The following is a 21,503-nucleotide window of genomic DNA, read 5'->3' as shown; positions in this document are numbered from 1 at the left end:
ATTTGCGCCAAAGACGCCGTATGTTTCGGTCACAATGCAACGGAGGAGGAGTGCATCATGATCATCGGGTGCCCAAAAGAGATCAAACCACAGGAATTTCGCGTTGGCCTGACACCAAATGCCGCCCGCGAGGCCGTGTCACACGGGCACCGGGTTTTGATCGAAACCAACGCAGGCGCCGGTGCCGGGTTTGAGGATGCGGATTACACAGCGGCAGGTGCCGAAATTCTGGAGACCGCCGCCGAGATATTCGCAGCCGCCGAGATGATCGTGAAGGTCAAGGAACCACAGGCCGGTGAGCGTAAAATGCTGCGCGCGGGGCAAGTGCTGTTTACCTATCTGCACCTTGCGCCGGACCCGGATCAGACCCATGACCTTATCGCTTCCGGTGCGACGTGCATTGCCTATGAAACGGTGACGGATGATCAGGGCGGCTTGCCGCTTTTGGCCCCGATGTCAGAGGTTGCGGGGCGGCTTGCGCCACAGGTCGGGGCATGGACCCTGCAAAAGGCCAACGGCGGGCGTGGCGTCTTGATGGGCGGCGTGCCCGGCGTCGGGCCTGCCCGTGTTGTGGTGATCGGCGGCGGCGTCGTTGGCACCCATGCTGCCAAAATCGCAGCGGGTATGGGCGCGGATGTCACGGTTTTGGATCGGTCGCTGGCACGCCTGCGATATCTGGATGACGTCTTTGGAGGTCGTTTCAAGACCTCCTATGCCTCTGCGGGCAATACGCTGGAATTGGCACAGGCCGCCGATCTGATCATCGGAGCGGTCCTCATTCCCGGTGCCGCCGCGCCCAAGCTGATCAGTCGGGCACAGCTGTCAACGCTCAAACCCGGTGCGGCGCTGGTGGACGTGGCCATTGATCAGGGCGGCTGTTTTGAAACTTCAAAGGCCACGACCCACAGTGACCCGATTTATGACGTGGACGGGATCATGCACTACTGCGTGGCGAACATGCCCGGCGCCGTGGCACGCACGTCAACGATTGCGCTTGGCAACGCCACGATGCCCTTCATGCTGGCCCTTGCCGACAAGGGCTGGCGGCAAGCCTGTCTTGATGATCCGCACCTGTTGAACGGCTTGAACGTACACGCAGGCCAGTTGACCTATTACGCCGTTGGCAAGGCGTTGGGGCTGGATGTCATCTCACCCACCGTTGCGATCAGGCAGTAGGGCGCATGAGGGTTTGGCGACGAGACTTGCGCGTCTGACGGTGTGCGCCACGCGTCCGCCACGCTCCGCCGCATGGCAGACGCGCGGCCCGACTCAAAGCCCGCCAACCCCCAGGTTTTCCAGCCCCGAGGTATCAATATCCTTGAGGGCATCGCGCGCGTCAATACCATCTGCACCGTGGCTGCTTGACATGCTGCCTGCGAGCGCCGCACCGATAATGCTTGCCGTCCGTTCATTTTGCGCTTCAGTTTCGCGACACGTCAGGAAACCGTAATCCCACCCTGTTTTGTAATCGCCCCCGGCGGCATAGGCCACATCATCGCGCGCCGCTTGCTGAAAGCTGTCACCGCCCGCCCGTTTTCCACTTGGGCATCCGTCATGATAGCCCGCGACATAATTCTCCGAATACCCATGCTGGCGAAGTGTTTCTTCGCTGGAGTGTTGTGTCGCGCACCCGGCCAACACAAGACCGGCCAATATCATGGTTCCCGTACGTATCATTTGGTTCCCTTTGACTGTGGTTCGCGTGCCAGACGCGGAAATACGGACGCGCATCGTGTCAACTGGCCCGCCCGGCGTCAATCTTGGCCATCAGATATTGCGCGAAATCATAGTTGGGTCGTTCCAGATGGCTCAGGTGTCCGGGCGTTGCTGCATCCGAACAAAGACCACGATAGACCTTTTCGGTGCAGCCGCGATCCTCGACGTTCACATCATCCAGAAGAGCCTTGAGCGCGGCAAAGTTCTCTTCTGTATCGGGGTCATCGGCAAAGTCATTGGACATGCCGCCACCAAAGCGGATGTGTACCTGCCCCGGTCCTTTGGGATGCAGGGAAAGATACCAGAAATAGCCCGGCGTCAGCGTGATCATCAGGCTGGGATAGAGCGCCAGCAAATAGGTCATGCGCCGCGCGTCCCCCTCCAGCCGGTCATTCTTGGTGGGGTGCGCCATGGCGATGCGCAGCGATTCATCCTTGAGGATCGTGTGATAGTTGAACGCGGCACCACCGGGCGGACAGATCATATCCTCCAGCCTCGACAAACCGCCGATCGTGCCCGCGTGGCAAACCGGCAGATGATAGCTTTCCATGAAGTTCTCGGCCAGAACCTTCCAATTGGTGTCCCAGACATGTTCCTCATAAAACGCTTCGGAATAATTGGTCATGTCATAGCCCGCGATCATCAGCGCGACATCCGATAACTGTTCGGCCACAGGTGCGGCGTTGGGGTCAAGGCAGACAAAGACCCAGCCCAGCCATTCCTCACAACGCACCTGCGGCAGCTTGTACTGATCCCTGCAAAAGCCCTCGTTCCGGGTCATCGCAGGTGCACCGCGCAGCTTGCCATCAAGGTTATATGTCCAGGCGTGATACGGGCAAACGATGGTTTTGGCATTGCCGCGTCCGTGCAGCAGGGTGGACATGCGGTGCAGGCACACATTGCTCATGGACCGCAAATCGCCCTCTCGGTCACGCAACACCACAATCGGCTGACCCGCCAGTTCGCAGGATATGTAGTCACCGGGGGCCACCAGCGAATCCGACCGACCGACGCAATACCAGTCCTTGCGGAAGATATGCTCAAGCTCAGCATCCACGAAGGCCTGCGAAGTATAGACTTCGGTGGGCATGGCCCGTGCACGCTCGAAAGGAACCGACGTATTGTCCCGCAGCGCGGCAATCGGGTCTACATGATCCTTGGGCATCGGCGCACCTCCTTTGGCATTTCAGCACTTACGTTTGAGCGATATGATGCAACTGCCTGCCCCCAAAGGAAAGTGGTCGTTGGCTTACTCTGGCTTAACCAAAAGCTAAGCTGCAACCGGCGCGGCGGTTTTTATTGCCAGCGGCTGAAAGGAACGTCTGCCGCCCCTTCGGTCTCGGGCTGAAGGGTCGCGCAGGCCACGCTGCCCCCCTCGGCAGTGCAGGCGATATCGCGACGGTGGATATATCCGCCATCGCTGCAGGCAAGGTTACCCCCTTCGCCAAGGATCAGGCGCGCGGGGCTTTCCATACGCGCCTGCACAGGCCCTTCACAGGTGGAGCCATCATCACCCTGCATGACCTGTTTCCCGCGCCCTTGCGTGTCAAAACACATCCGCCACGTGGGGTAAGAGACGATCTTGCCCGTATCCACATCGCGGGTCTGATAGCTGCTGCCCAAAGACCAGCAGCCATAAAGCGCCTCGAGATCATTGGCCGCCAGTTGCGGCTGCGTGATCGGCGCGGTGGAGGACGGCGGCACGGCCTCACATTGGCGCGCGGCCAGCACCGTTTCTCTGTTGAATATCTCATTGCGCAACGCCGCATGTGTCGCGGCGAGCGCTGCCAATTCCGCCTCCAGCGCCAAATCGGCATCAGTCGGGCAACCGCTCACGTCCGAGAGAAACTCAAGGCGCACAGCACAGCTTTGCAAAGCTGCATATGCCGCCGCACCGCTGGCCACGACAAGCACCACTGCGCCAACAGCCGAAAATATTTTGAGCGCGCTCACAAATAACGCTCCTTTTGCTTGGCTGCGGCGCCCGCAGCCTGTGCTGGTTTTTAATAAGGTGTCCGCCCGTAAAGAAATTGGACAAACACAGCCCCAAGGGCCATTCTGTTCCTAACCACCTAAACGGAATTTCTAGGATGCGTAAATATTTAACCACCACTTTCGGCATTTTTGCTTTGTTTATCGGCTCACTTGCGGCGCAGGCGGAACAAACGGCTGTGCTTTGGTGGGATGGGTCGCCCACCTATGACGGCGCTACCAACGCGCAAGACCGCGCAGCAATGGCAAATTACATCAACCAGTTTGACGGCGGCGCAAGCTATGCTGTCACGTTCAAACATGCGACCCAACGCGGGGCGCTTGCAGCGGCTTTGGCGGGCGCGCCTTTCGATATTATCGTTTTGGACGTGACAACCACGAGCAGGAACTTCACCAACGCGGACCTTGATGCCCTGCGCGCGCATTATGCCAGTGGCAAACGTGCCTTGATGCTGGACGGCACGCTTTGGGTGCGCAACGCGCGGCCCGGACCCAAGACCGTTTTCCCCGGACCAAATGGGGCCAGCGCGGCCCTTTTGATCAATCAGATCGCTGCGCTTGCCGATGCTGGCGGTGGGATCCTGATCGGAACGGATCACCGCGAATTTCAGGCGGGGGCAAATCAATTGCTTGAAGCGATCGTGCCACGCGCGCGCTTTTCGGGTCGCACGAACCCGTCGCGTGATGGGGAGTTCATCGGGGGCACGCTGCTGAATGCGGCCGTGCCGGTGCGACCATTGGATATCCTGCAACACTGGGAAGAGATACCCAGTCAGGCCGAAGCGCCCGTGGGCCAGTTTACCGATTTCATGGGCAATCCGGTCACGCTCCATACATTGGTCGAGACATCCGACAAGCCGGGTGGCAAAGCCAAACGGCCCTATATCACGGCCAGTTTTGCGCCGGGCGAAGGGCGCACCGCGATTGACAGCAACGCGGAGCCTGAACCCGTGCGCGACTACATGCCGACACGCAAAAGCAAGGTGAGCGAATGAAGTCTCTTTTTCACATATTGGTCGCCCTGATGACCGCCTGCCTGATCCTTGTGGCAAGCACTGCCATGGCGCAACCGATGAAGGTGCTATGGTGGGATGTCAGCGTCGAAGAGCCCTCAACCAAATCCTCGCACAGACAGCGGGTGGCGCGCTTTGTCGATGACTATCAAGGCGGCGCTGTTTTTGATGTCACCTACAAGTTTGAACCACGACGCGGTTCTCTGGCGCGCCATCTGGCGACGCAGGGCGGATACCGGATCATCGTGATGACCGCCACAAACACCAACCGCACGTTCAACGATGCCGACCTTGACGCGCTGCGTGGCTTTTATGCCAATGGGCCGAAATCGCTGATGCTGGATGGGACGCTGTTCATTCGCAACACCAACGCCCATAAACTGGCGAACTGGCCGGGGGTAAATGACTCTTCGGCCAATCTGGTGATCAATCAGATGGAAGCCTTGCGCGCGGCAGGGGGCGGCATCTGGATCGGCACCGATCATGGCCAGTTTCAGCGCCCCGCCAATCAGGCGGTCACCGCCCTTATGCCCGAAGCCAGTTTCAGCCGCACGACGAACCCCTCGCGAGATGGCGAGTTCTTTGGCGAATTGCTATTGGCCTACAAGCAGCCGGTCAAACCGATTGATATCCTGCGCCATTGGGAATCGATCCCCAGTCAGGGGCAGGCCCCGACGGGGACATTCACCGATTTCATGGGGCAGCCGGTCACGCTGTATACGCTGGTTGAGGCGTCGGACAAACCGGGGGGCGGTACGCGGCGCACCTATATTTCGGCCACGCTTGATCCCGGTGACAAGCGGTTTGACATCGCAGGCGATGATGTCCCGGTCATCGACCGCATGCCCACACGCAAAAGCCTGCCGCAGAACTAAAGCGTCTGACGAACTACCTGAAACATCACGTAACGCTTTAAAATCCTTGATTTCAGGCAGCGTAACGTGATTCAGGTTTTTCGCATGACGCTTTAGGGTTTATCGTACCGCAAGCGCCAGCAAATCCTGTTGGCTCATGTCAGGCTGTTCGCGATATGCTTCCAGGTCGCGCCAGAACAGGCGCAGCATCTCAAGAAACGGGACCTGTTCGGCCTCGATCAGGTCCTGCGACAGGGTCTGATAGGCGGTATCCAGCGTTGCACCCTCCACATCATTGGTGAGCGTCTCAAGAGCCGCCCGATAGGACAGCAGATAGGTCGCCTGCCCTTCGCGCAACTGACCCAGACGTTCCAGAGTGTTTCGAAACGCGACCATCAATTGCGGGTGCTGCGGCGTGCCGACGGCCACGCGGGCCTGATCGCGCAGCGCGCGCAATTGCAGATCAAGCTGCTGGATCGCCCGCGCGTCTTCGACAAGGGTTTCCACAAAAGCCGCACCGCTGATCAGGGTTGATTTCGCCGCCTGCCGCGTCGATGTCTCCGCCGCTTCACTGGCAAGTCGGAAGCTCAGTTGCAGATCGCTCAGCGCCTGTTTGCGACGTGGGTCGATCTCTTCTTCGAGCAGGGCGGCAAGCGCTGTCAGGGGTTCGGCACTTTCCGACGTTTCACCGGTTTCAACGCGGGCCAGCCAACCATCCCGGATCGCATCATAATCGGCATCCGTCACGATATGCGCGCCGATCACCGGGCGCAGACCAAAAAAACCGCCACTTTGCGCCATGCCCGAACGCGGGTTGAACATCGGATATTCGCGTCGCTGTGCGGAATAGATGTTCTCCGGCGTTGTATCAATCGAACCGCCGCGCGTTACCACGCCGCCCGCCTGCCCATGCTGACGGCCGACCGCATTCAGACGAAAGGGCTCAAGCATCAGCTCTTCGGCATTGCCATAAACATCAAACAGCCCCACGGGATTTGGCGAGCGCAGCCCCACGGGACGCAACTTGCCACGCCCCTGACCTGCGGCCTGAAAATGGGCATAGTCAGACAATGCACCGTCCTCAAAAAACCGCCGACCCGGGAACAGCGTCGGGTCCACCTTTGCCCCACCCCGCGTTGCATATTCCCATTCAACCTCAGTTGGCAGCCGCACGAAACCCTTGCGCGTGCCCTGCGCAGGCAGGCTGTCGGCAGCGTTCTGCAAAATCCATTCCGTCATCAGGCGCGTCAGGTTCACCGCCTCGAACCAGCTCAAATCGCCTTGGGCAAAACGATCCCTGCGTTCGAACGGCGCATCGCAGTCCCCCGTCAGCGCGCGGTATTGCGCGACATTCATCTCATAGCGCGCGATATAGTAATACGAACCCTCCTGCGTATAGAACGCGCCGCGCAGGAACGCCGGGGTCAGGTAATCTGAAAAGCCGGTGGATTCCTGCGACTGGCCCATGCGAAACGGCCGATCATCAATCGGGTCCGCCACATCGACCGGCACCGCGACCCGCTGAAACGCCATGCCACCGCCACAGGGCAACGGCAGGATCAAATCCGCCCCCCCGGCCGGATCAATCAGATCCGCATCCCATGTCGCGCTGTCCGTTTCCTGTCCAACAGATGCCCCCGCGCTCAGCAAGAGCATCAACAGACCTATGACATGTTTCATGTTGCCCCTTCTCTCAACACCGTTGCCGGATCAATGCGCAGAACCGCACGCGCCGCAAACAGCGACGAGGCGATCACGAAAACACTGACGGCAACCACAATCGCCATGACCTGCCCCGTTGTTATCTGCACCAGTCCGCCTGCGGCCAGACCGGTATCGAACATCTGCTCTGCCACCAATGCAGCAAGGCCCAGCAAGGCAAAGGAGACCACCAAAGCCAGCGCAGAAGACACCAGCGCCTGCACCATCGGGAACAGCCACAAGCGTTGCCCACCCAGCCCCATCAGCGCAAGTGACGCCAAAACCTGCCGCTTGCGTTGCACTTCGCCCCAAAAGCCAAACACCAGCGCTGCGGCCAGTCCCAGACTGGCAACCGACGCGGTCAGCAAGAGCGCAAGGTTGAGGTTGCGCCCAAGGTTCAGGACACCCTGCACCTCAGCGGTGCGGGCTTCGGTGCGGATTCCGAATTCACTTTCAATCCGGTTTTGAAGAGGCGCAAGTTCTTGCAGACCAACGGCGTACACGCGCATACCCTCGAAAACTGCCGCGCGATCCGACAGTGGCTTGCCCTGCGTGATACCATATTCCGGCAGGGCGTAGGCGTCGTAAAACGCCTCGACCAGATCAAGGATATCGATCTGCGCCAGCACGGCGCGACCGGAGGCGCGTTCAGCCGGCAATACCGCCACCACGTCCAGCTGGATACGCAGTTGCCGCGGGCGGTCCTCTGCCTGTGTGATGACATCAATCCGGTCCCCGACGCTGATCTCAAGCTGATCGGCCAGTTGCGCGCTGATCACGGCAGCGCCTGCATCCAGCGCCAGACCTTCGGGCAGGTTGGGATCGCCTGCACCACTGGGGATCAGGATCGCGTCGCGTTTTTGCCGCCCGCCCTCCAGCCGTACATTCACGAAATCGAACTGGCTGCGTGTTTTCAGCGTTACAAATCCAGCCTCGGGCCAGCCTCGAACTGTTTCGGCGTCCGCTGTGGAGAAAGTGGCATTGCCGGAGGTGTCGATCTGCACGGACCTTGGGTTGCTCAGCAACTCCCCGATCAGCGCGTTGTAAACGCCGTTTTTGACACCGAACAAAACCAGAAGCGGCACCAGAACCCCGGCCAGCACCGCGATGTTGCAGATCAGATGAACCTTCTGGAAAAACAGATCACGCAGGGCAAGACGCAGGATCAGCATCAGACGTCCACCCCGTCAGATGGCGATGTCGCCCGTTGTTTGTCCATGGCCACAAGGGTGCTGACCACATTCGGGTCATGCGGTGCCGAGGTGATCTGCAACCCCATGCGCCGCATCTCGAATTTTTCCAAGGTGGGGTAATCATGGCTCGACAACAGGGTCGCCGTGCCCCCGGCGCGCGCGGCCTCGATCAAAAGACCCATGGCGGCTTGTGCATTTTCCGGGTCGAGCGCTGCGGTCGGCTCATCCGCGATCACGCAAAACGGGCGATGCGCGAGCGCGCGTGCAATGGCCACCCGCTGGCGTTGACCGATGGACAAGGCACCGGGGCGCAAATGCGCGATCTGGTTCAGACCCAATTCGCCCAACAGCGCCTTGAGCCAGCTTTCGTCAGGACGCCGCGCAATCCGCTGCGTGATTTCCACGTTCTCGGTGACGGTCAGAAACGGCAACAGCCCGCCCGCCTGTGGTACAAAGCCAAAGAACCCCGCACGCGCCCCGGCACAAAGCGCCATGGCATTCGCGTCCCGCCAGAAGCTGTGAAATTCCTGCCGCGTGCCAGCGGTGCCTGTCAGCGGTGTGGCGATATAGCTGCCGCGATCGGGCGCGCGCAACATGCCCAGCAGTTCCAGCAGCAGCGTCTTGCCGGTTCCCGATGGTCCGGTCAGCCCAATGACCTCCCCCGCCGCAATCGACCACTGCCCCGCTTGCAGCGTAAAGCGACGCTCCGCATCGCCAAGCGTCACCGTCAGATCGTCAATTGCGAGCGAATAGGCCATCGCCGCGCCTCAGGGCAAAACGTCAAAGGGCATGGCAAAGACCAGCTCCCCATCATCTGCCCCTTCGTGCAGTGCGGTCCAGACCTGCGGGTCAAACAACCACTTGCGGTATTGCGTCAGCTTCTGGCGCATCCCGTCGATGATGGACCGGCGCAGCATGGCACTTTGCGCCCAGCGGTCTTCGGTCATTTGCAAGAGCTGGCTGCGATAGGGCAATTGTTCAAGGTATTCCAACGCCCCGCCCAGCGTGTCGGCTTGCGTGTTCAGCCGCCGGTCCGGGTTGGTTGCCATATCCGCAATCACGCCCCGCACCTGCGTAAAGAAGTTCATCGCGTCATCACCACCCTGACTTTGCTCCCCCAGACGGATCAGGTTGTCCAGCAGTTCCGCCATTGTCGCCATCTCATTCTTGGTGATCAGCAAGCGCGGTTCTACGGCGAGCGATTGCGGCGCTTCCACCGCCTTGTCACTGACCCATCCGCGGATCACATCGGGGGCCTGCGTGCCGCGTTGTGATCCCAGATAGGCCAAGCGCATGGCGCGGCCCAAGGCCACCAGATCTTCGCCGGCCTCGTCCTCGCTCAGGACCGAGGTTTCACCGCGCGCGGTGCGCACGTGATCGGTGATGGCCGTGACCAGCCGGGTTGCGACACCCTCGAACGCTTCCTCTGATCCGCCCTCGATGGGGAAATAGAACTGACGGCCCGCAAAGGTCGACAGCGCACGGTAACGACCTTCGGCATAGGCATGGTTAGCCTCGCCCCCGGTCGGCGTTTTGAGATGCAGCGTCATCGTCACGATGTTCTTGCCCTCTGCATCGGCTTGCAACTCCTCAACCCCGATCTGCGAGCGTGCATTCGGATCACGCGGGTCTTTTGGCCCGGCATCCGTGACCAGAATGATATAGCGCGCATCAATAGGGTCGCCCGATCCCTCTTGCTGCCAGTCAATCAGGTCAATCGCATCCTCGATGCCAGCCAGACTGTCTTCGTTGAAACCGGGCGAATTGGCGATGGCAACCCGTGTGTTGGCGATTGCATTCAACACTTCGGACTGGTCATCGCGCCGTTTGATATCTGCAAGGACCTTGGTGCGGTATTCCAGTTCAGGCACAACATCGGTGTTGTCGCGAAACCCGATGGCCCCAAAGTTCACCAGCTTGCCAATCTCGGTCCCTGAAATCTCCTGAACCGTGTTTTGCAGCACTTTCTGCGTGCGCGCGATATAGGTCTCCATCGACTGGGTCGTGTCGAACACAAAGACGATACCGACGTCAAAGGCCGCATTGCCTTGATCCGCGTTGTTTTGCACGCCACTTTCCGCCTTGAGCGGGACAGAGGCCACCTCCATCAACAGAATATCCTCGTAGTTGAGCGGATGCAGGTCTTCGACAAAATCGAGGATCGGCATCACATAGAGATCTTCGCGGATGTTGACGAACTCTTCCGGCTCAACAGAGACAACACCGTTGTTGCCCTGCGATATCCCCGCCGAGGCCTCGGCCAGCAAACGCTCCTGCACCTGCGGCAAGGCTTCATGGTTCAACAGCCAGCGCAAATCCTCTTCGCTCTGAAACACCAGCTGGCGTTCTCGCCCGGCGGCATTCGTAAAGGCACCGACGATATTCTGTTTCCATTCAACGGTCTGATCCGTCTTAACCCATCCGGTTGGCTCCTTGGAAATGGACGGTCCGATCTGTTTCCATTCCCCCTGATCCGCAAAGACGTAAAACGGCTGAAACGCGGGGATCTGTTCGATCACAGCGCCGTCAACGGCACTGTGCAGGGTGGCGGCGGGGCGTGTCAGCACGCGCTGAAACACCGTATTGGTGCCCTCCATCAGCAAGGGTTGAGCCGCCAGTGCAGAGGCCCAGAAAGACAGGGCCGCCATGACCATCACCACCAACCGCATGCGCATACCCATCTCCCTAATTGCCACAATAATCGGTGACGGCACCCTGCACCAATGTGTCTGTCATGTCGGCCATCCGTGTGCACAAGGCAGCCAGCTTCTCACTTGCCTCAGTGGATCCTGCCGCGACAGCGCGCGCATAATACTCCGCCGCCGTAGCGGGTTCATCCCCGAAGGTCAGACCAATCTGATCCTCGATCACCGCATCCATCGCTTCGCCGTCATAGACCGTGCCGAACAGCACCAAGGCATCCGCGTCCCCTGCCGCCGCCGCACGCTCAACCAGACCAAGGGCCGTATCGGCTGATGCCGTACCCGCACACCCCCGCAGCGCTGCTGATTGAGCCGCGAACCCCTCAAGAGCGCGCAGCGCATCTGCCGCGCAGGGATCGCTCGCCTCAGCCACTGGCGCAGGCGCGATCACCGGTTCGGCCACGGGTGTGACAGGTGTGTCCTCCGTCGCAAGCAGCCAATAGGCCAGAGCAGCCGCCAAAAGCAGCACAACCACCAGACCGGCGATCAGGCCGCCTTTGCCCTTGGGCGCAGGCGTTTCCACCGGTTCCGCCGTTGGGGCTGGGGTCGGTTCCGGGATAGGGTCCACCTCGGCGGGTTCAGGCTCCGGTTCCGGCATTTTGGCGCTCAGCGCACTTGCGGCTGTGACTTCGGCGGCTTTCGTGCCCATGATGCCGCCGATTTTCGCAGCGCCCGGTGCGGGAACCACATCATCGGGCCAGCTTACATCCTGTTCAGCATCGCCCACCATCAGCTTGACGTTCGCGTATTCTTCAATCTGGTTCACGATCTCGGGGCCGATCACCAGATGCGCCTGCCCCCCTTCGCGCCGCACCGCATAGGGGCCGAACATAACCTTGACCGGCTGCCAGCCGGATTCCCCCAGAAAGCGTTCGGAATAATTGTCGAAAACAGCAACCTGCGCGGTCTCGCCGACCAGTTTGTCCTCTGGTACCGAAAGCTCCGCATGGCCCCCGCGGGGGTGCGCCGGATCGGGTTTGACTGAAATCACCGCTTTACCTCTCTCGTATTCATCGACCCTTACGCGGCCTGTTCAGCATCAAGCCCATTGACCACGCGCCCGATGGCCATGTTCTGCTCGATGTTGATTTCGCCCGCGTCGCCATCTTTGGCGTTTCCGACAAACAGCGCCTCCAGCATATATACCCAATCCGTCCAGAAGTCTTCGGCGGCAGCGCGTTGTTCCTGCGGCAGATCAAACGCCGTATCAGAGGCCGGGCGCGCTTCAAACGCCATCCGGCTGTTGCCGTCTTGCAATTCGATCACCGGGCGGTCTTTGTCCGACAGCTTTTCCGCACCCAGAGAATGTACGAAACTATTGATTGTCTCGGCGCAGACAATGGCGGCGGGTGGTGCCTGTTTGTCAACGGTCAGCCCGTAATCAATCGCCTTGAGCAGGGTTTTCATGTCCGATGCAACATCGGTGCGCCGGAACCCATGCACCAATTCGCGCACCAGATCCGCCGCCGCCTCAGGCGTCAGGCTGAAGGTCGCCAAGCGGTCTGCATCCTCGCGCAACTGGCTTAAGTGTTCGATCCAGATATCAATGGCGGTGTTGGCCTGAAAATCCTCTGACGACATGGTGCGGATCAGCGACGCTGTCTTGGCGGTTGCATCCGTGTCGACCTCAACTGCCACGGGCGCTGGTTTACCCGGGCGGTTTGGCCTTCCGGGGCGCGAGGGGCGTGATGCGCCACCGGGGCGTGGCGGGGATGCAGCCCCGCCGGTGGATGTGCTTTCCATTGCGGAAGAACCTACCGCCTGACTGATCCGGATGGAGCTTGGCACCCGGCTGATCCGATCCTCAATTGCATCCTGATCCACACAGAGCGCGTTTATGAAGGCCCCGAAACGGTGACTTTGCAGCGTCAGCTCAAGGCAGTCGATGATCTGCGCCGCAGCATCCCGCTTTTCTTCGATCCGCGTTTCGATATCGTCAGATACATAAAGATCGCGCAATTCCCCCAGAACGTCATTCGTCATCTTATCCAACTGAGCCGAGATTTGCCCCATCTTGCTTTCCGGCTTGCAGACCTTCGTCAGCTCCTGCGTCAGATAGCCCACACCCCCATCATTCAGGGTCAGGGCCGCGTCCCATGCAACCTCCGGCTCTTTGAAATGCGATGTCACTGCTTCTGTTGACAGACACCCTTCCTTGAGTTCCGCCACCCGGTCCAGTTTTTCCGCGCGGATTTCCTTTTCCGTCTCATCCTCGTTGTAATTGATCAGACCTTCGACGAAATAATTCGGATTGCGCAGCCAATAACAGTTCTGGAACGGCTGGCTGGGCGTCCATTTATGCACCCAACTGTCACGTAATTTGCCAAACGCTTTGAGCAGGGACGCGTCCATCCGCCTTTCGAAGCGTTCTGTCGAAGAGCCACCGGAGGCGCTTTCGCCCAAGTGTTTGTCAAACTTGGTCATGACAAAAAACAGGATGCAGTCGTTCTTGGCCCGTTCCTGCGGCGTGGCACCATGGGTCATGGAAATCCAGTTTTCGACCAGCCCCGGCAGGCTGACCGTGTCCATATTGCTGTCGGGCACGCAGAGCAGCATGGAAGTGATTTCCTGATTGGCCACGTAGCGGTCGAAGAGATAGGCAACCTTGCCGCGCAACAGCATGTTGGTCACGCCCTCTTCGGGATTTTCCAGCGTCTTGGTCAGCGGCAATTCAAACCGGTTGCGCGCTCCGGGGAAATCCAGCAAGTCGGTTTCGGCAAAGAAATCTGACGGCTGCTCCGCCATCGGAAAAACCAGTTCGGCTGCGAGCGCACAGACCACAGCGCGGTTCATCTGGGCCACTTTACCCGAGGGTGTGCGGATCGGCAGCGTGTCCTCATTTTCAGGCCCGAAAAGCCCGCTGAGCGTGTTGACGTCAATGATTGACGTCTCGCGCGGTTGCAGCGCCTCAAGGGGGGCATAGACCTCTTCGGCGTTGTCGATCAGCGTCAGGGCGGAGGACAGTTTGACATAAAGGTCCGTCAGCGGCTGATACCCACCCCAGAGGATCGACAGAAAATCGCCACGGTCCTTGATCGACATATTGGGCGCAAGGCTCGCCGCCTCATCCCAAAACCCACGCAAATGGCTGGCATAGGCGACCTTGCCGAATGTGTTTTCGACATATTCGGCGATTTCATAGACCTCTTCGAACGACAGGCCTGGCACCTCTCCCGCCCCGGCCTTGCTGGTATGGGCGGCGAAATGTGCCTTGAGGTCTTCGGGTTCGGGCGGTGTTTCGGACTGATCGCCATCCTCATAAAAGCTGTTGATGATGGTGCGCGCGATATCGGCCTCGGACAAGAGGTTCAGCTGGATCGGAAAACCATCGGGCGTCGCGGCCTTGGTCATCGTGAACCGTGTGACCAGACCGGTCGATTCCCCATCCCCCGCCGGGTTCACCTGAGAGATGTAATCAAGCTGCCCGCCGGGTCCGTTGAAATCGGCGGCAAGCCGTCCATCCGTCGGGCGCGCGAGGACCGACACCAAAAAGGATTTACCCGCCTGCGAGGGGCCAAAAACGCTCACCGACATATTGGTGCGGGCCGATTTGCCCAGCCGTTCGGCGCGCCGCGCGCTCTTGCGCAGCAGCTTGGTCAGGCTTTTGTGCCGCGGCCCGACAGTGTCGCTGTTTTCCTCGTGGTTGACCCAGGCAAGCGCGTCGCGTGTCAGTTGCGACACCTCTACGCAGCGATCTGCAAGTATATTATTCTCAGACATCGGACCGCACCATTTCTATCTTGCACATTCTCATATTCTATAGACCCCGGTATCGATCCAATAGTCATCGTCAAAGCCGAGAGTTTGCAGTTTCAGCACCAATTCACTGACCTTCATTTCATCGCCCTCCCCATCCAGCAGCTCAGCGATCTTGAAGGCCTCGCGCAGACTTTCACGGCGCAGCTTGGCGACCGATGTCTGCTCGTCGTCGTCATCACCTTCGTCTTTTTCCAGCGTCACCTGATACGGTGTTGGCCGTTTCTGCGCCCCCGGTGCATTGCTGTTGTTGAAATCCAGTCGGAACAGCGGCGTCGTGGTCCAGCGTTCCAGATCCAACTGGCGTGATCCGATATGAACCGGCGAAAACATCTTGAGTTCCGCCGTCTGGTCCCCGGATTTGCCCTTTTTATCCAGATCAATGTCGGAAAACAGCACGCGTTCCCGCAGGATTTGCCCGTTGCGGTCCATCTCACCAATGAACCGCGCGGTTGAGCGCATTTGAAACGCTTCGGTCGTGACCTTAAAGTTGGGAATACGGCTTTCGGAGAGCGCAATCAGCATGCCGCCCACGGCAACGGTGGATTTCGGATCACCGATGCGTTGCGTGATTGGATCGCGGAACGGATACCAGCGCCCGGTCTTGTATTTATGCATCGAAATCAGGCGGTGCGGCGGCACGACCATCATCTCTTCAACGATTGAGCGCACAGCCGGCAGACGCGATGGCCGCCCGGTCAGCAACACGATATCACAGCCCAGATGATCAATGACCTCGCACATATTGCTGAGGACCTTCTGGAACACCTCGCGCGAGATCGCGTCCACGTCCTCGCGGGAGGTGCTGAGTACGATATCGGACAGATGCCAGTTTTCAGCGCCACAATCCGCCGCCGCGCGCTCAAGGTAGCTGAGCACCTCGAGCGGGGTAAACGGCTCTAGCTCTTCTTCGGTCGCATCCTCGTCAGGCACCTCAAGGCCGAGCACCTCTGACAGGTTCAGATCAATCCGGTCAAATTCTTCGGAAGCCTCGGAAACAGACAGGATCGCTTCAGCCAAAGGCACCAGCACACGCACGGAAAACTGACGGCGCCGCTGCACGGCCTGTTGGTCCTGACCGCCCCGGTCCCCGCCAAAAAGTTCCCGCATCTTTTCCGCGACATAAGAGCCACCGGCCGCTTCGATGCTTTCCTGCAGGCGCGGGATCACGATGGCGCTGACCACCCGGTGGACCAGATCATCACCCGCCACCCGGAATCCCTCGCGGAAGGTCTGTTCGGGGTGCAGCACGCGGTTGGCCTCACCCCGGTAGGTCGTGACCATCAGATCGGTTGTACCGCCGCCAATATCAACGCAGGCAAGCCTGAGCGTTGGCACCGCCTCTTTTTGCCCTTCAAGCTGACGTTTCTTGCCCTTGAGGGTCAGGAATGTGTCAATGCGGCCTTCAAACTTTTGCGTCAGTTCGCTGTAGAGATAGACAAGCTGCGTGCAACTGGCCTCGTCCCATTCGATTTTCAACTCAGGCTTACCGGAAATCGAGTTTTTGGTGCTGTCGGTGATGCCCAGCATGGACCACACGAGCTGCAACGCCCCTTCGGTACGGGACCGCATGATCGCCTGTTCCTGAATGGAGGTCGCGGTGGGCAGGCTGAGGATGATCCGGTTGAGTTTGCGCGGCAGATCGCTTTGTGCGCGGCGCGACCGGGACGCCGGATCGTTTACCTGAATGAGCGCATGGGCAATGATTTCCGCCAGCATAAACCCATAGAGCGACGAGCGCGAAAAGCGGGGCCGGATCGCCGCCGTGGTGCTGGCGGTCCCGGCGGTGCGCAGACCGCTCTCAATATCTTTTTGCAACTGCTTGATGACATCGCCTGCTTCATTCAGGTGGCGCATTGCCGCGCGTACCGCCTTGGGCAGGTTGTTGACATCCATGTGGTCGTGAAAGCGCCAGTCCTGCGAGACCGCCGCATCATCCCAAAGATAGCGTTTGGGCGAGGAGAGCCCCGATACCGTTTCGGTTCCTTCTTCTCCCTGCACCAGTCGCACGGCTTCAGGGCCAAGGCGCACAAAGCTTGGCCATAAAAACCCGTTGCGTCGCCCGGACCGGCTGGCAAAGCGTTCATCACCAAAGCGCAGTTCGGCAAATTCCACCCGGCTTTGGAACAGACCGGAATACATGAATTCGGGCCGCGACAGATCGCGAATTTCCAGCGGAAAGGAGCGCGCCAGATCAACGCGGCTTTCACCCGCGAACTGCTCGATCAGAATGCCGCAGGTGCGGCTGTTGCCGATGTCGAGCACCAGATCAACGCCGACCGGCATGACCGCATCCCGGTCCGCGACCGTATTCACAAACCGCATCTTGGGCGGCGACACGGCCTGCTGCACGAGGTTGAGATAGGCCAGATACCGCGCCCAGTGCTCAAACTGATGCGGCAGGTTTTCTTCCAGCACAGTGCGCCCCGGACGCGCTGCGCGTTTGAAACTCATGAAGAGTTCCTTCAGCCAATCCGACACCCAGACCTGCAAATCAATCAGGCTGCCGTCTTCGGCTTCCTCAAGGCGGCGCAGGAACCAGTCCATATGCGCAGGCTCCGACACAAGGCGGAAATCGCGCGGCTTTTCGGCATCCGCAACTTCGGGTGCGATGTAATGCGAGGGCTGCCCCCCCGCCATCAGGTTGGTATCAAGTGCGAGTTGCACGCGGTGCGTATGGCCCGTTTCGGGATCGGGAGTTTCAAGTTCAACAATTCGCATCCGGGCCCAGCTTGAGGGGCCGGGATCAAAACGCTCTTCGCCGCTGGGTCCCCGCTGGCTTTTCATACGCAGCACAGGCACCGGAACCCATTTCTCCAGGAATGGCTCCAGCGCCGCGATGGGCCGGATCGAATAGGCATCATCGGTTTCCAGCGCCGCCTCAAGGATCGGCAGATCACGTTCGTCATTGCCGCTGAGCGGGATCAGCGTGCGTTCCACCTCGCCTGCTTCCTCGCGGGTTACACGCTCGATGAACTTGGATGCCTTGATCTCAAGCGCGTCCAGATCAAAGCCGAAATCGAGCATCTGCACCCCGCTATAGGGCACCAGCGCGATCTCTTCTCCGAAATCAACCAGCTGCTTTAATCGTCCGACACTCTCTTCAAACATCATTTTCCCCCGTACCGGTAGGTATACTGCCAGTTTTCTGCACCCACCGAAACCGTTCCTTTTTGCGTGGTTACCCGGTCCCCTTCGCGGATTTGCAGCGTAAAGCTGCGGGGCGCGTTTCCGTCGCGTTGACGATAGAGATGCACCCGCACGCGGTAATCGCCCGGCAACGGGTCCGTGAAATAGGTATTCTCAACCGGGTCGGGCACAACCTGAAAGCCGTTCATGTCCAGATCCATCTCACCGTTACACTGAACCTTGTCGAGGAAAAACAGCGTATCCCCCGCCGGGCAGGTGGTGTGCAGGTCCAGATCATCAGACCCTTCCCAGATCAGCGTAAAGGACAAATCCCCACGTTCCGCACCCGCCCGATCTGCGCGGTCATCAACTTCCGGGTCAATCGGCAGGCTGGGTTGCACGCCGGTCTCGGGCGGCACCACCGCGTCAGGGTCCGGGATCGGCAGCAGGGCAAAATCAGGCTGGCAGAGGCGATCCTTGATGTGGATTTCCTTTTGCACCTGCGTGATCTGATCCTCCAGCAGCAGCCGCTCTTCATAGAGCGTGTCGGGGATTTCCTCGACCTGCTCACAGGTATTGGGCAGCCAGGAAATCCGCAGCGCGCAGGGTTCGATCATCAAATAGATGACCGCAGCAATCAGCAGCGCCAGCAGCAACCAGCCCAGCCAGACCAGCCACCACCAAATGGCGCTGACACCGGCCACCGCCGCCGTTCCCGCGCCCGCCGCCAATGGCATCGCCGCAGCCGCCGCAGGAGGCGGCACATATCCGGGACGTTGTGCCGGGGCGCGCGTGTCCATGCCCGTCAGCACGCCGCGCACCGCCACTTGCGCGTCTTTGGTCCATGCCCAGTTCACCAGAACCGGTTGTGGTGCACCGCCGTCCGCGCCCTGAATGACAAAAATCGCGTCTTCGTCCGGGATTTCGAGCGCATTGGCCAATGCTTCGCCGAGGCGTTGTTTTTCCGCCAGCTTTGAGGCCATCAGCTCATCCGCCAAATCCTTGATCTTGGCCACAAGCCCGGCAAGGACCTCGCGCACCGGCTCGGGATCTTCCAGTGCGGCAAGCGGAACCGCCTGCCCGTCCACCGTGGCGTACCAGTCAAACCGATCCCCGTATTGCGTCGGTACGGGCTCCGCGAAAAGCGCGGCGGCGGCCTCACCGCAAGCTTCGCGCACGGTGTCGCTGACAAGTTCATAGGACCGCTGAGGGGCCGTGCCCAGCGGCTGCAACCCTTCGGTCGAGGTGTTGGTCAGAAAGGATTCATTCATACCATTAACCCGTCACTGCCCCGCCGAAGCAGAAACAGGCGCAGGGCGCGCAACCAAAGGCTCGCAAACATCGCTCGATATGACGGGGGCCGCAGGTGTACCCGCCAAAAACTCCAGCAAGTCATCGATGGAAAGCGCGAAGTTCAGGTTCCGAAGTTCGCCCTGATAGACGAAGGTATTGACGCCCACCACGCGGCCACACATGTCAACCAGTGGCCCCCCTGAATTGCCGCCCGACAAAGGTGCTGAATGGATCACAGCGCGCGCCTGATCCGAAAGCGATTGTTCTGAGTTCACGGTGCCGTCGGTGACGATCAAATCTGGTACGTCAAAATTGTTGCGGCTGCTGAGCGCCTGAAAGTCGCTGTTGATCCGCAATACATCGCCGGGATAGCCCGCAGCAATGACCGATTGCAGCCGCATCGACTGATCGCTTTGCCGCAGCGTATAAAACGGCTGGTTCACATCAAGCACCCGCAGCAGGGCAAAATCCGCACCGACTTCGGCCACAGGGCCCAGCGATTTCAACACTTCGACACGCTTGAGCCCATCCATCGCCTTGCTCACCACGAAGATATTCTGCGCATCCGCCCCTTCGACCACATGAAAGTTCGAAACAAGCAAATCCGGACCCACGAAAAACCCCGTGCCCGTGCCTGTGCCCTGATCGGAGACGGCGACCACCATCGCGGTGCGGTCATCAATGTGGTTGAGCAACGTCGCGGTGTCGGGAATAACCCCGTCCGCCGGAGGGATCATCACCCGATCAGAGGCGGGGGGCAGGATCGGTGTGCGGTCCGCTTTGATGATCTCGCCCGCACGCAACGTGCCTTCATCGAAACCCGGTGGAAGCAAACCTTCAATGGTCATCCCATCCGGCATCAGCAAAGTGCCATCCGCGCGACAGACAGCGCCCTCAAGCGCCACGTTCAAATCGGCCAGCCGTTGTTCCAGCGCGCGGTTGATCTCGCGAGCGGCCCGCAGTGTATCCTCATCCGTGATTGCAGGTTGCACACCATCATCCGCAAAAATGCGGTTCCCCGGCACCAGCAGCCAGGCCAGCGCCCCCCCGAAGAGCAGCAAGAGCAGAACCAGCGGCACCCAGGCGATCAGCGGTACGCGCCCCCGGGCAGGTCTTTGCTCTGCAACGGGTATTGACGGATCATCGGTTGATCCGCCTGCGGAGGCGCCTGCGCCGGTCGCCACATCCGCCTGCGCGTCAGGCTGGGCTGCATCGGACGTGCCAGCGCTCACTGCGCTGCCCGCCGCAACGCCAGCGATGGCTGAGGCGGCCGCGACCGCGGCGACCTTGTCACCCCGACGCTGTTCCTGTTCCTGTTCCGTCAGGGGTGGTGCGCCATCCATTGCCAGATAAGGTCCGAGCGTGCGCGCGTAATGCATCGAACGGGTCGCAGCGTCTGACCCTTCCGCTGGCATCAAACCCCAGTTCACGATAACAGGATGACCGCCTACCGCCCAGATATCGCCCGCACCGCCGATGTGTAATGCTGCAGCTACAAAAGGCGCGGCCTCGGGATCATCCAACAGGTCCTTCAACGTGGACAAACGCGCGCGCAGGGCCGTTGCAACTTCGTTTTGCTCAGCCGTATCAAGTTTCGACAGGGGCACGCCCTGCCCCGCCCGATCACAATACCACGAGACCGTCGACGCGGCCTGATCATTGCCCTTGCTGACCAATGGTTCAGCAAAAAGCTTGGCAACATCAGGGCCTGCCTTGGCCATCAGCAGCGCGTTGAATGCCTCGTATTGTTCGACCGCAGGTGCCTCGCCCGCATCAATGCAACGGCTCAGGTCGATGCGCGTCTTGGTCAAAAAGTGTTCGGCCATATCAGGCTCCGCAAAATAACTGGCGCACCGGTAAGCGCCGGTACAAAATCAAAACTGCGCGGTTGAATGCTCCGACCTGCTGTCAGACGCTTAAAGAATGAAGAAAAACAGACGCATGTCACCATGCACCAGATCTACTCCCTTGCTCCCGCGCCTCCAGATAACGGCATAAAAAAATTGACGTCAATCGTCGTGTGGCAATCAGTCGGTGCAATAAGCGCCCACCCGGCCTTTTGGACATGCGCGGGGTAAATTGGGCGCGGTTTTCGACAGATATCACTTAAATCAGGTGATATTTTGCCGATCAAATCCCCGTAATTGTGGAAAA

At 59.7% G+C, this 21,503-nt stretch carries 15 protein-coding genes; 3 read left to right on the top strand and 12 right to left on the bottom strand.

Going from position 1 to position 21,503, the window contains the following annotated elements; translation table 11 throughout:
• Positions 1-57 precede the first annotated feature (57 nt).
• Complete coding sequence (gene ald, locus RLO149_RS01165; RefSeq protein ID WP_013960213.1) at positions 58-1,176, top strand: alanine dehydrogenase; 1,119 nt, start codon at positions 58-60, stop codon at positions 1,174-1,176.
• A gap of 93 nt (positions 1,177-1,269) precedes the next feature.
• Here the strand turns inward: ald and RLO149_RS01160 are convergent, their stop codons facing one another.
• The 3 genes from RLO149_RS01160 to RLO149_RS01150 form a co-directional block, all read right to left on the bottom strand.
• Positions 1,270-1,677, bottom strand: coding sequence for a hypothetical protein (locus RLO149_RS01160; protein WP_013960212.1), 408 nt, complete (start codon positions 1,675-1,677; stop codon positions 1,270-1,272).
• Between the two features lie 58 nt (positions 1,678-1,735).
• Positions 1,736-2,881 (bottom strand): aromatic ring-hydroxylating oxygenase subunit alpha, encoded by a 1,146-nt coding sequence (locus tag RLO149_RS01155; RefSeq protein ID WP_013960211.1) that lies wholly within the window; start codon positions 2,879-2,881, stop codon positions 1,736-1,738.
• Between the two features lie 131 nt (positions 2,882-3,012).
• Complete coding sequence (locus RLO149_RS01150; protein WP_013960210.1) at positions 3,013-3,669, bottom strand: hypothetical protein; 657 nt, start codon at positions 3,667-3,669, stop codon at positions 3,013-3,015.
• A gap of 137 nt (positions 3,670-3,806) precedes the next feature.
• Between RLO149_RS01150 and RLO149_RS01145 the strand changes: the two genes are divergently transcribed.
• Together RLO149_RS01145 and RLO149_RS01140 are read left to right on the top strand one after the other, a co-directional pair.
• A complete protein-coding gene (locus tag RLO149_RS01145; protein WP_013960209.1) occupies positions 3,807-4,703 on the top strand; it encodes a hypothetical protein in 897 nt (298 codons plus the stop codon).
• Positions 4,700-5,596: a hypothetical protein gene (locus RLO149_RS01140; RefSeq protein ID WP_013960208.1), complete on the top strand. Its 897-nt coding sequence runs from the start codon at positions 4,700-4,702 to the stop codon at positions 5,594-5,596. Before RLO149_RS01145 ends, RLO149_RS01140 begins: the two co-directional genes overlap by 4 nt.
• A gap of 99 nt (positions 5,597-5,695) precedes the next feature.
• On the opposite strand, the gene RLO149_RS01135 is transcribed toward RLO149_RS01140, so the two are convergent.
• Genes RLO149_RS01135 through RLO149_RS01095 form a run of 9 tightly spaced genes read right to left on the bottom strand, consistent with a single transcriptional unit; the run spans position 5,696 to position 21,175 of the window.
• A complete protein-coding gene (locus tag RLO149_RS01135) occupies positions 5,696-7,255 on the bottom strand; it encodes a formylglycine-generating enzyme family protein (protein WP_013960207.1) in 1,560 nt (519 codons plus the stop codon).
• Positions 7,252-8,448 (bottom strand): ABC transporter permease family protein, encoded by a 1,197-nt coding sequence (locus RLO149_RS01130; protein ID WP_013960206.1) that lies wholly within the window; start codon positions 8,446-8,448, stop codon positions 7,252-7,254. Before RLO149_RS01130 ends, RLO149_RS01135 begins: the two co-directional genes overlap by 4 nt.
• Positions 8,448-9,227, bottom strand: coding sequence for an ABC transporter ATP-binding protein (locus tag RLO149_RS01125; RefSeq protein ID WP_013960205.1), 780 nt, complete (start codon positions 9,225-9,227; stop codon positions 8,448-8,450). The genes RLO149_RS01130 and RLO149_RS01125 overlap by 1 nt, the downstream gene beginning before the upstream one ends.
• A 9-nt stretch (positions 9,228-9,236) precedes the next feature.
• Entirely contained in the window at positions 9,237-11,144 is a 1,908-nt protein-coding gene (locus RLO149_RS01120) for a vWA domain-containing protein (protein WP_013960204.1), read from the bottom strand.
• Between the two features lie 10 nt (positions 11,145-11,154).
• Positions 11,155-12,162, bottom strand: a complete 1,008-nt coding sequence (locus RLO149_RS01115) for a hypothetical protein (protein WP_013960203.1) — start codon at positions 12,160-12,162, stop codon at positions 11,155-11,157.
• 29 nt (positions 12,163-12,191) lie between these two features.
• Entirely contained in the window at positions 12,192-14,891 is a 2,700-nt protein-coding gene (locus RLO149_RS01110; protein ID WP_013960202.1) for a putative virulence factor, read from the bottom strand.
• 30 nt (positions 14,892-14,921) lie between these two features.
• Positions 14,922-18,038 carry a virulence factor SrfB gene (locus tag RLO149_RS01105; RefSeq protein ID WP_044025163.1) on the bottom strand — a complete coding sequence of 1,039 codons (3,117 nt, stop codon included), beginning with the start codon at positions 18,036-18,038 and terminating at the stop codon, positions 14,922-14,924.
• Positions 18,038-19,327: a hypothetical protein gene (locus RLO149_RS01100; protein WP_013960200.1), complete on the bottom strand. Its 1,290-nt coding sequence runs from the start codon at positions 19,325-19,327 to the stop codon at positions 18,038-18,040. Before RLO149_RS01100 ends, RLO149_RS01105 begins: the two co-directional genes overlap by 1 nt.
• Before the next feature lie 12 nt (positions 19,328-19,339).
• Positions 19,340-21,175: a trypsin-like peptidase domain-containing protein gene (locus RLO149_RS01095; RefSeq protein ID WP_013960199.1), complete on the bottom strand. Its 1,836-nt coding sequence runs from the start codon at positions 21,173-21,175 to the stop codon at positions 19,340-19,342.
• Between the last annotated feature and the right edge of the window lie 328 nt (positions 21,176-21,503).

Source organism: Roseobacter litoralis Och 149 (genome assembly GCF_000154785.2).
GTDB classification, from domain to species: domain Bacteria; phylum Pseudomonadota; class Alphaproteobacteria; order Rhodobacterales; family Rhodobacteraceae; genus Roseobacter; species Roseobacter litoralis.
Note: the sequence above shows the minus strand (reverse complement) of the source record. Positions and strands in the feature narration are given on the sequence as shown.

Coding starts and splice junctions, on each gene's coding strand:
- ald (WP_013960213.1), top strand. CDS start 58: ATGATCATCGGGTGCCCAAAAGAGATCAAACCACAGGAATTTCGCGTT.
- RLO149_RS01160 (WP_013960212.1), bottom strand. CDS start 1,677: ATGATACGTACGGGAACCATGATATTGGCCGGTCTTGTGTTGGCCGGG.
- RLO149_RS01155 (WP_013960211.1), bottom strand. CDS start 2,881: ATGCCCAAGGATCATGTAGACCCGATTGCCGCGCTGCGGGACAATACG.
- RLO149_RS01145 (WP_013960209.1), top strand. CDS start 3,807: ATGCGTAAATATTTAACCACCACTTTCGGCATTTTTGCTTTGTTTATC.
- RLO149_RS01140 (WP_013960208.1), top strand. CDS start 4,700: ATGAAGTCTCTTTTTCACATATTGGTCGCCCTGATGACCGCCTGCCTG.
- RLO149_RS01135 (WP_013960207.1), bottom strand. CDS start 7,255: ATGAAACATGTCATAGGTCTGTTGATGCTCTTGCTGAGCGCGGGGGCA.
- RLO149_RS01130 (WP_013960206.1), bottom strand. CDS start 8,448: ATGCTGATCCTGCGTCTTGCCCTGCGTGATCTGTTTTTCCAGAAGGTT.
- RLO149_RS01125 (WP_013960205.1), bottom strand. CDS start 9,227: ATGGCCTATTCGCTCGCAATTGACGATCTGACGGTGACGCTTGGCGAT.
- RLO149_RS01120 (WP_013960204.1), bottom strand. CDS start 11,144: ATGCGCATGCGGTTGGTGGTGATGGTCATGGCGGCCCTGTCTTTCTGG.
- RLO149_RS01110 (WP_013960202.1), bottom strand. CDS start 14,891: ATGTCTGAGAATAATATACTTGCAGATCGCTGCGTAGAGGTGTCGCAA.
- RLO149_RS01105 (WP_044025163.1), bottom strand. CDS start 18,038: ATGTTTGAAGAGAGTGTCGGACGATTAAAGCAGCTGGTTGATTTCGGA.
- RLO149_RS01100 (WP_013960200.1), bottom strand. CDS start 19,327: ATGAATGAATCCTTTCTGACCAACACCTCGACCGAAGGGTTGCAGCCG.
- RLO149_RS01095 (WP_013960199.1), bottom strand. CDS start 21,175: ATGGCCGAACACTTTTTGACCAAGACGCGCATCGACCTGAGCCGTTGC.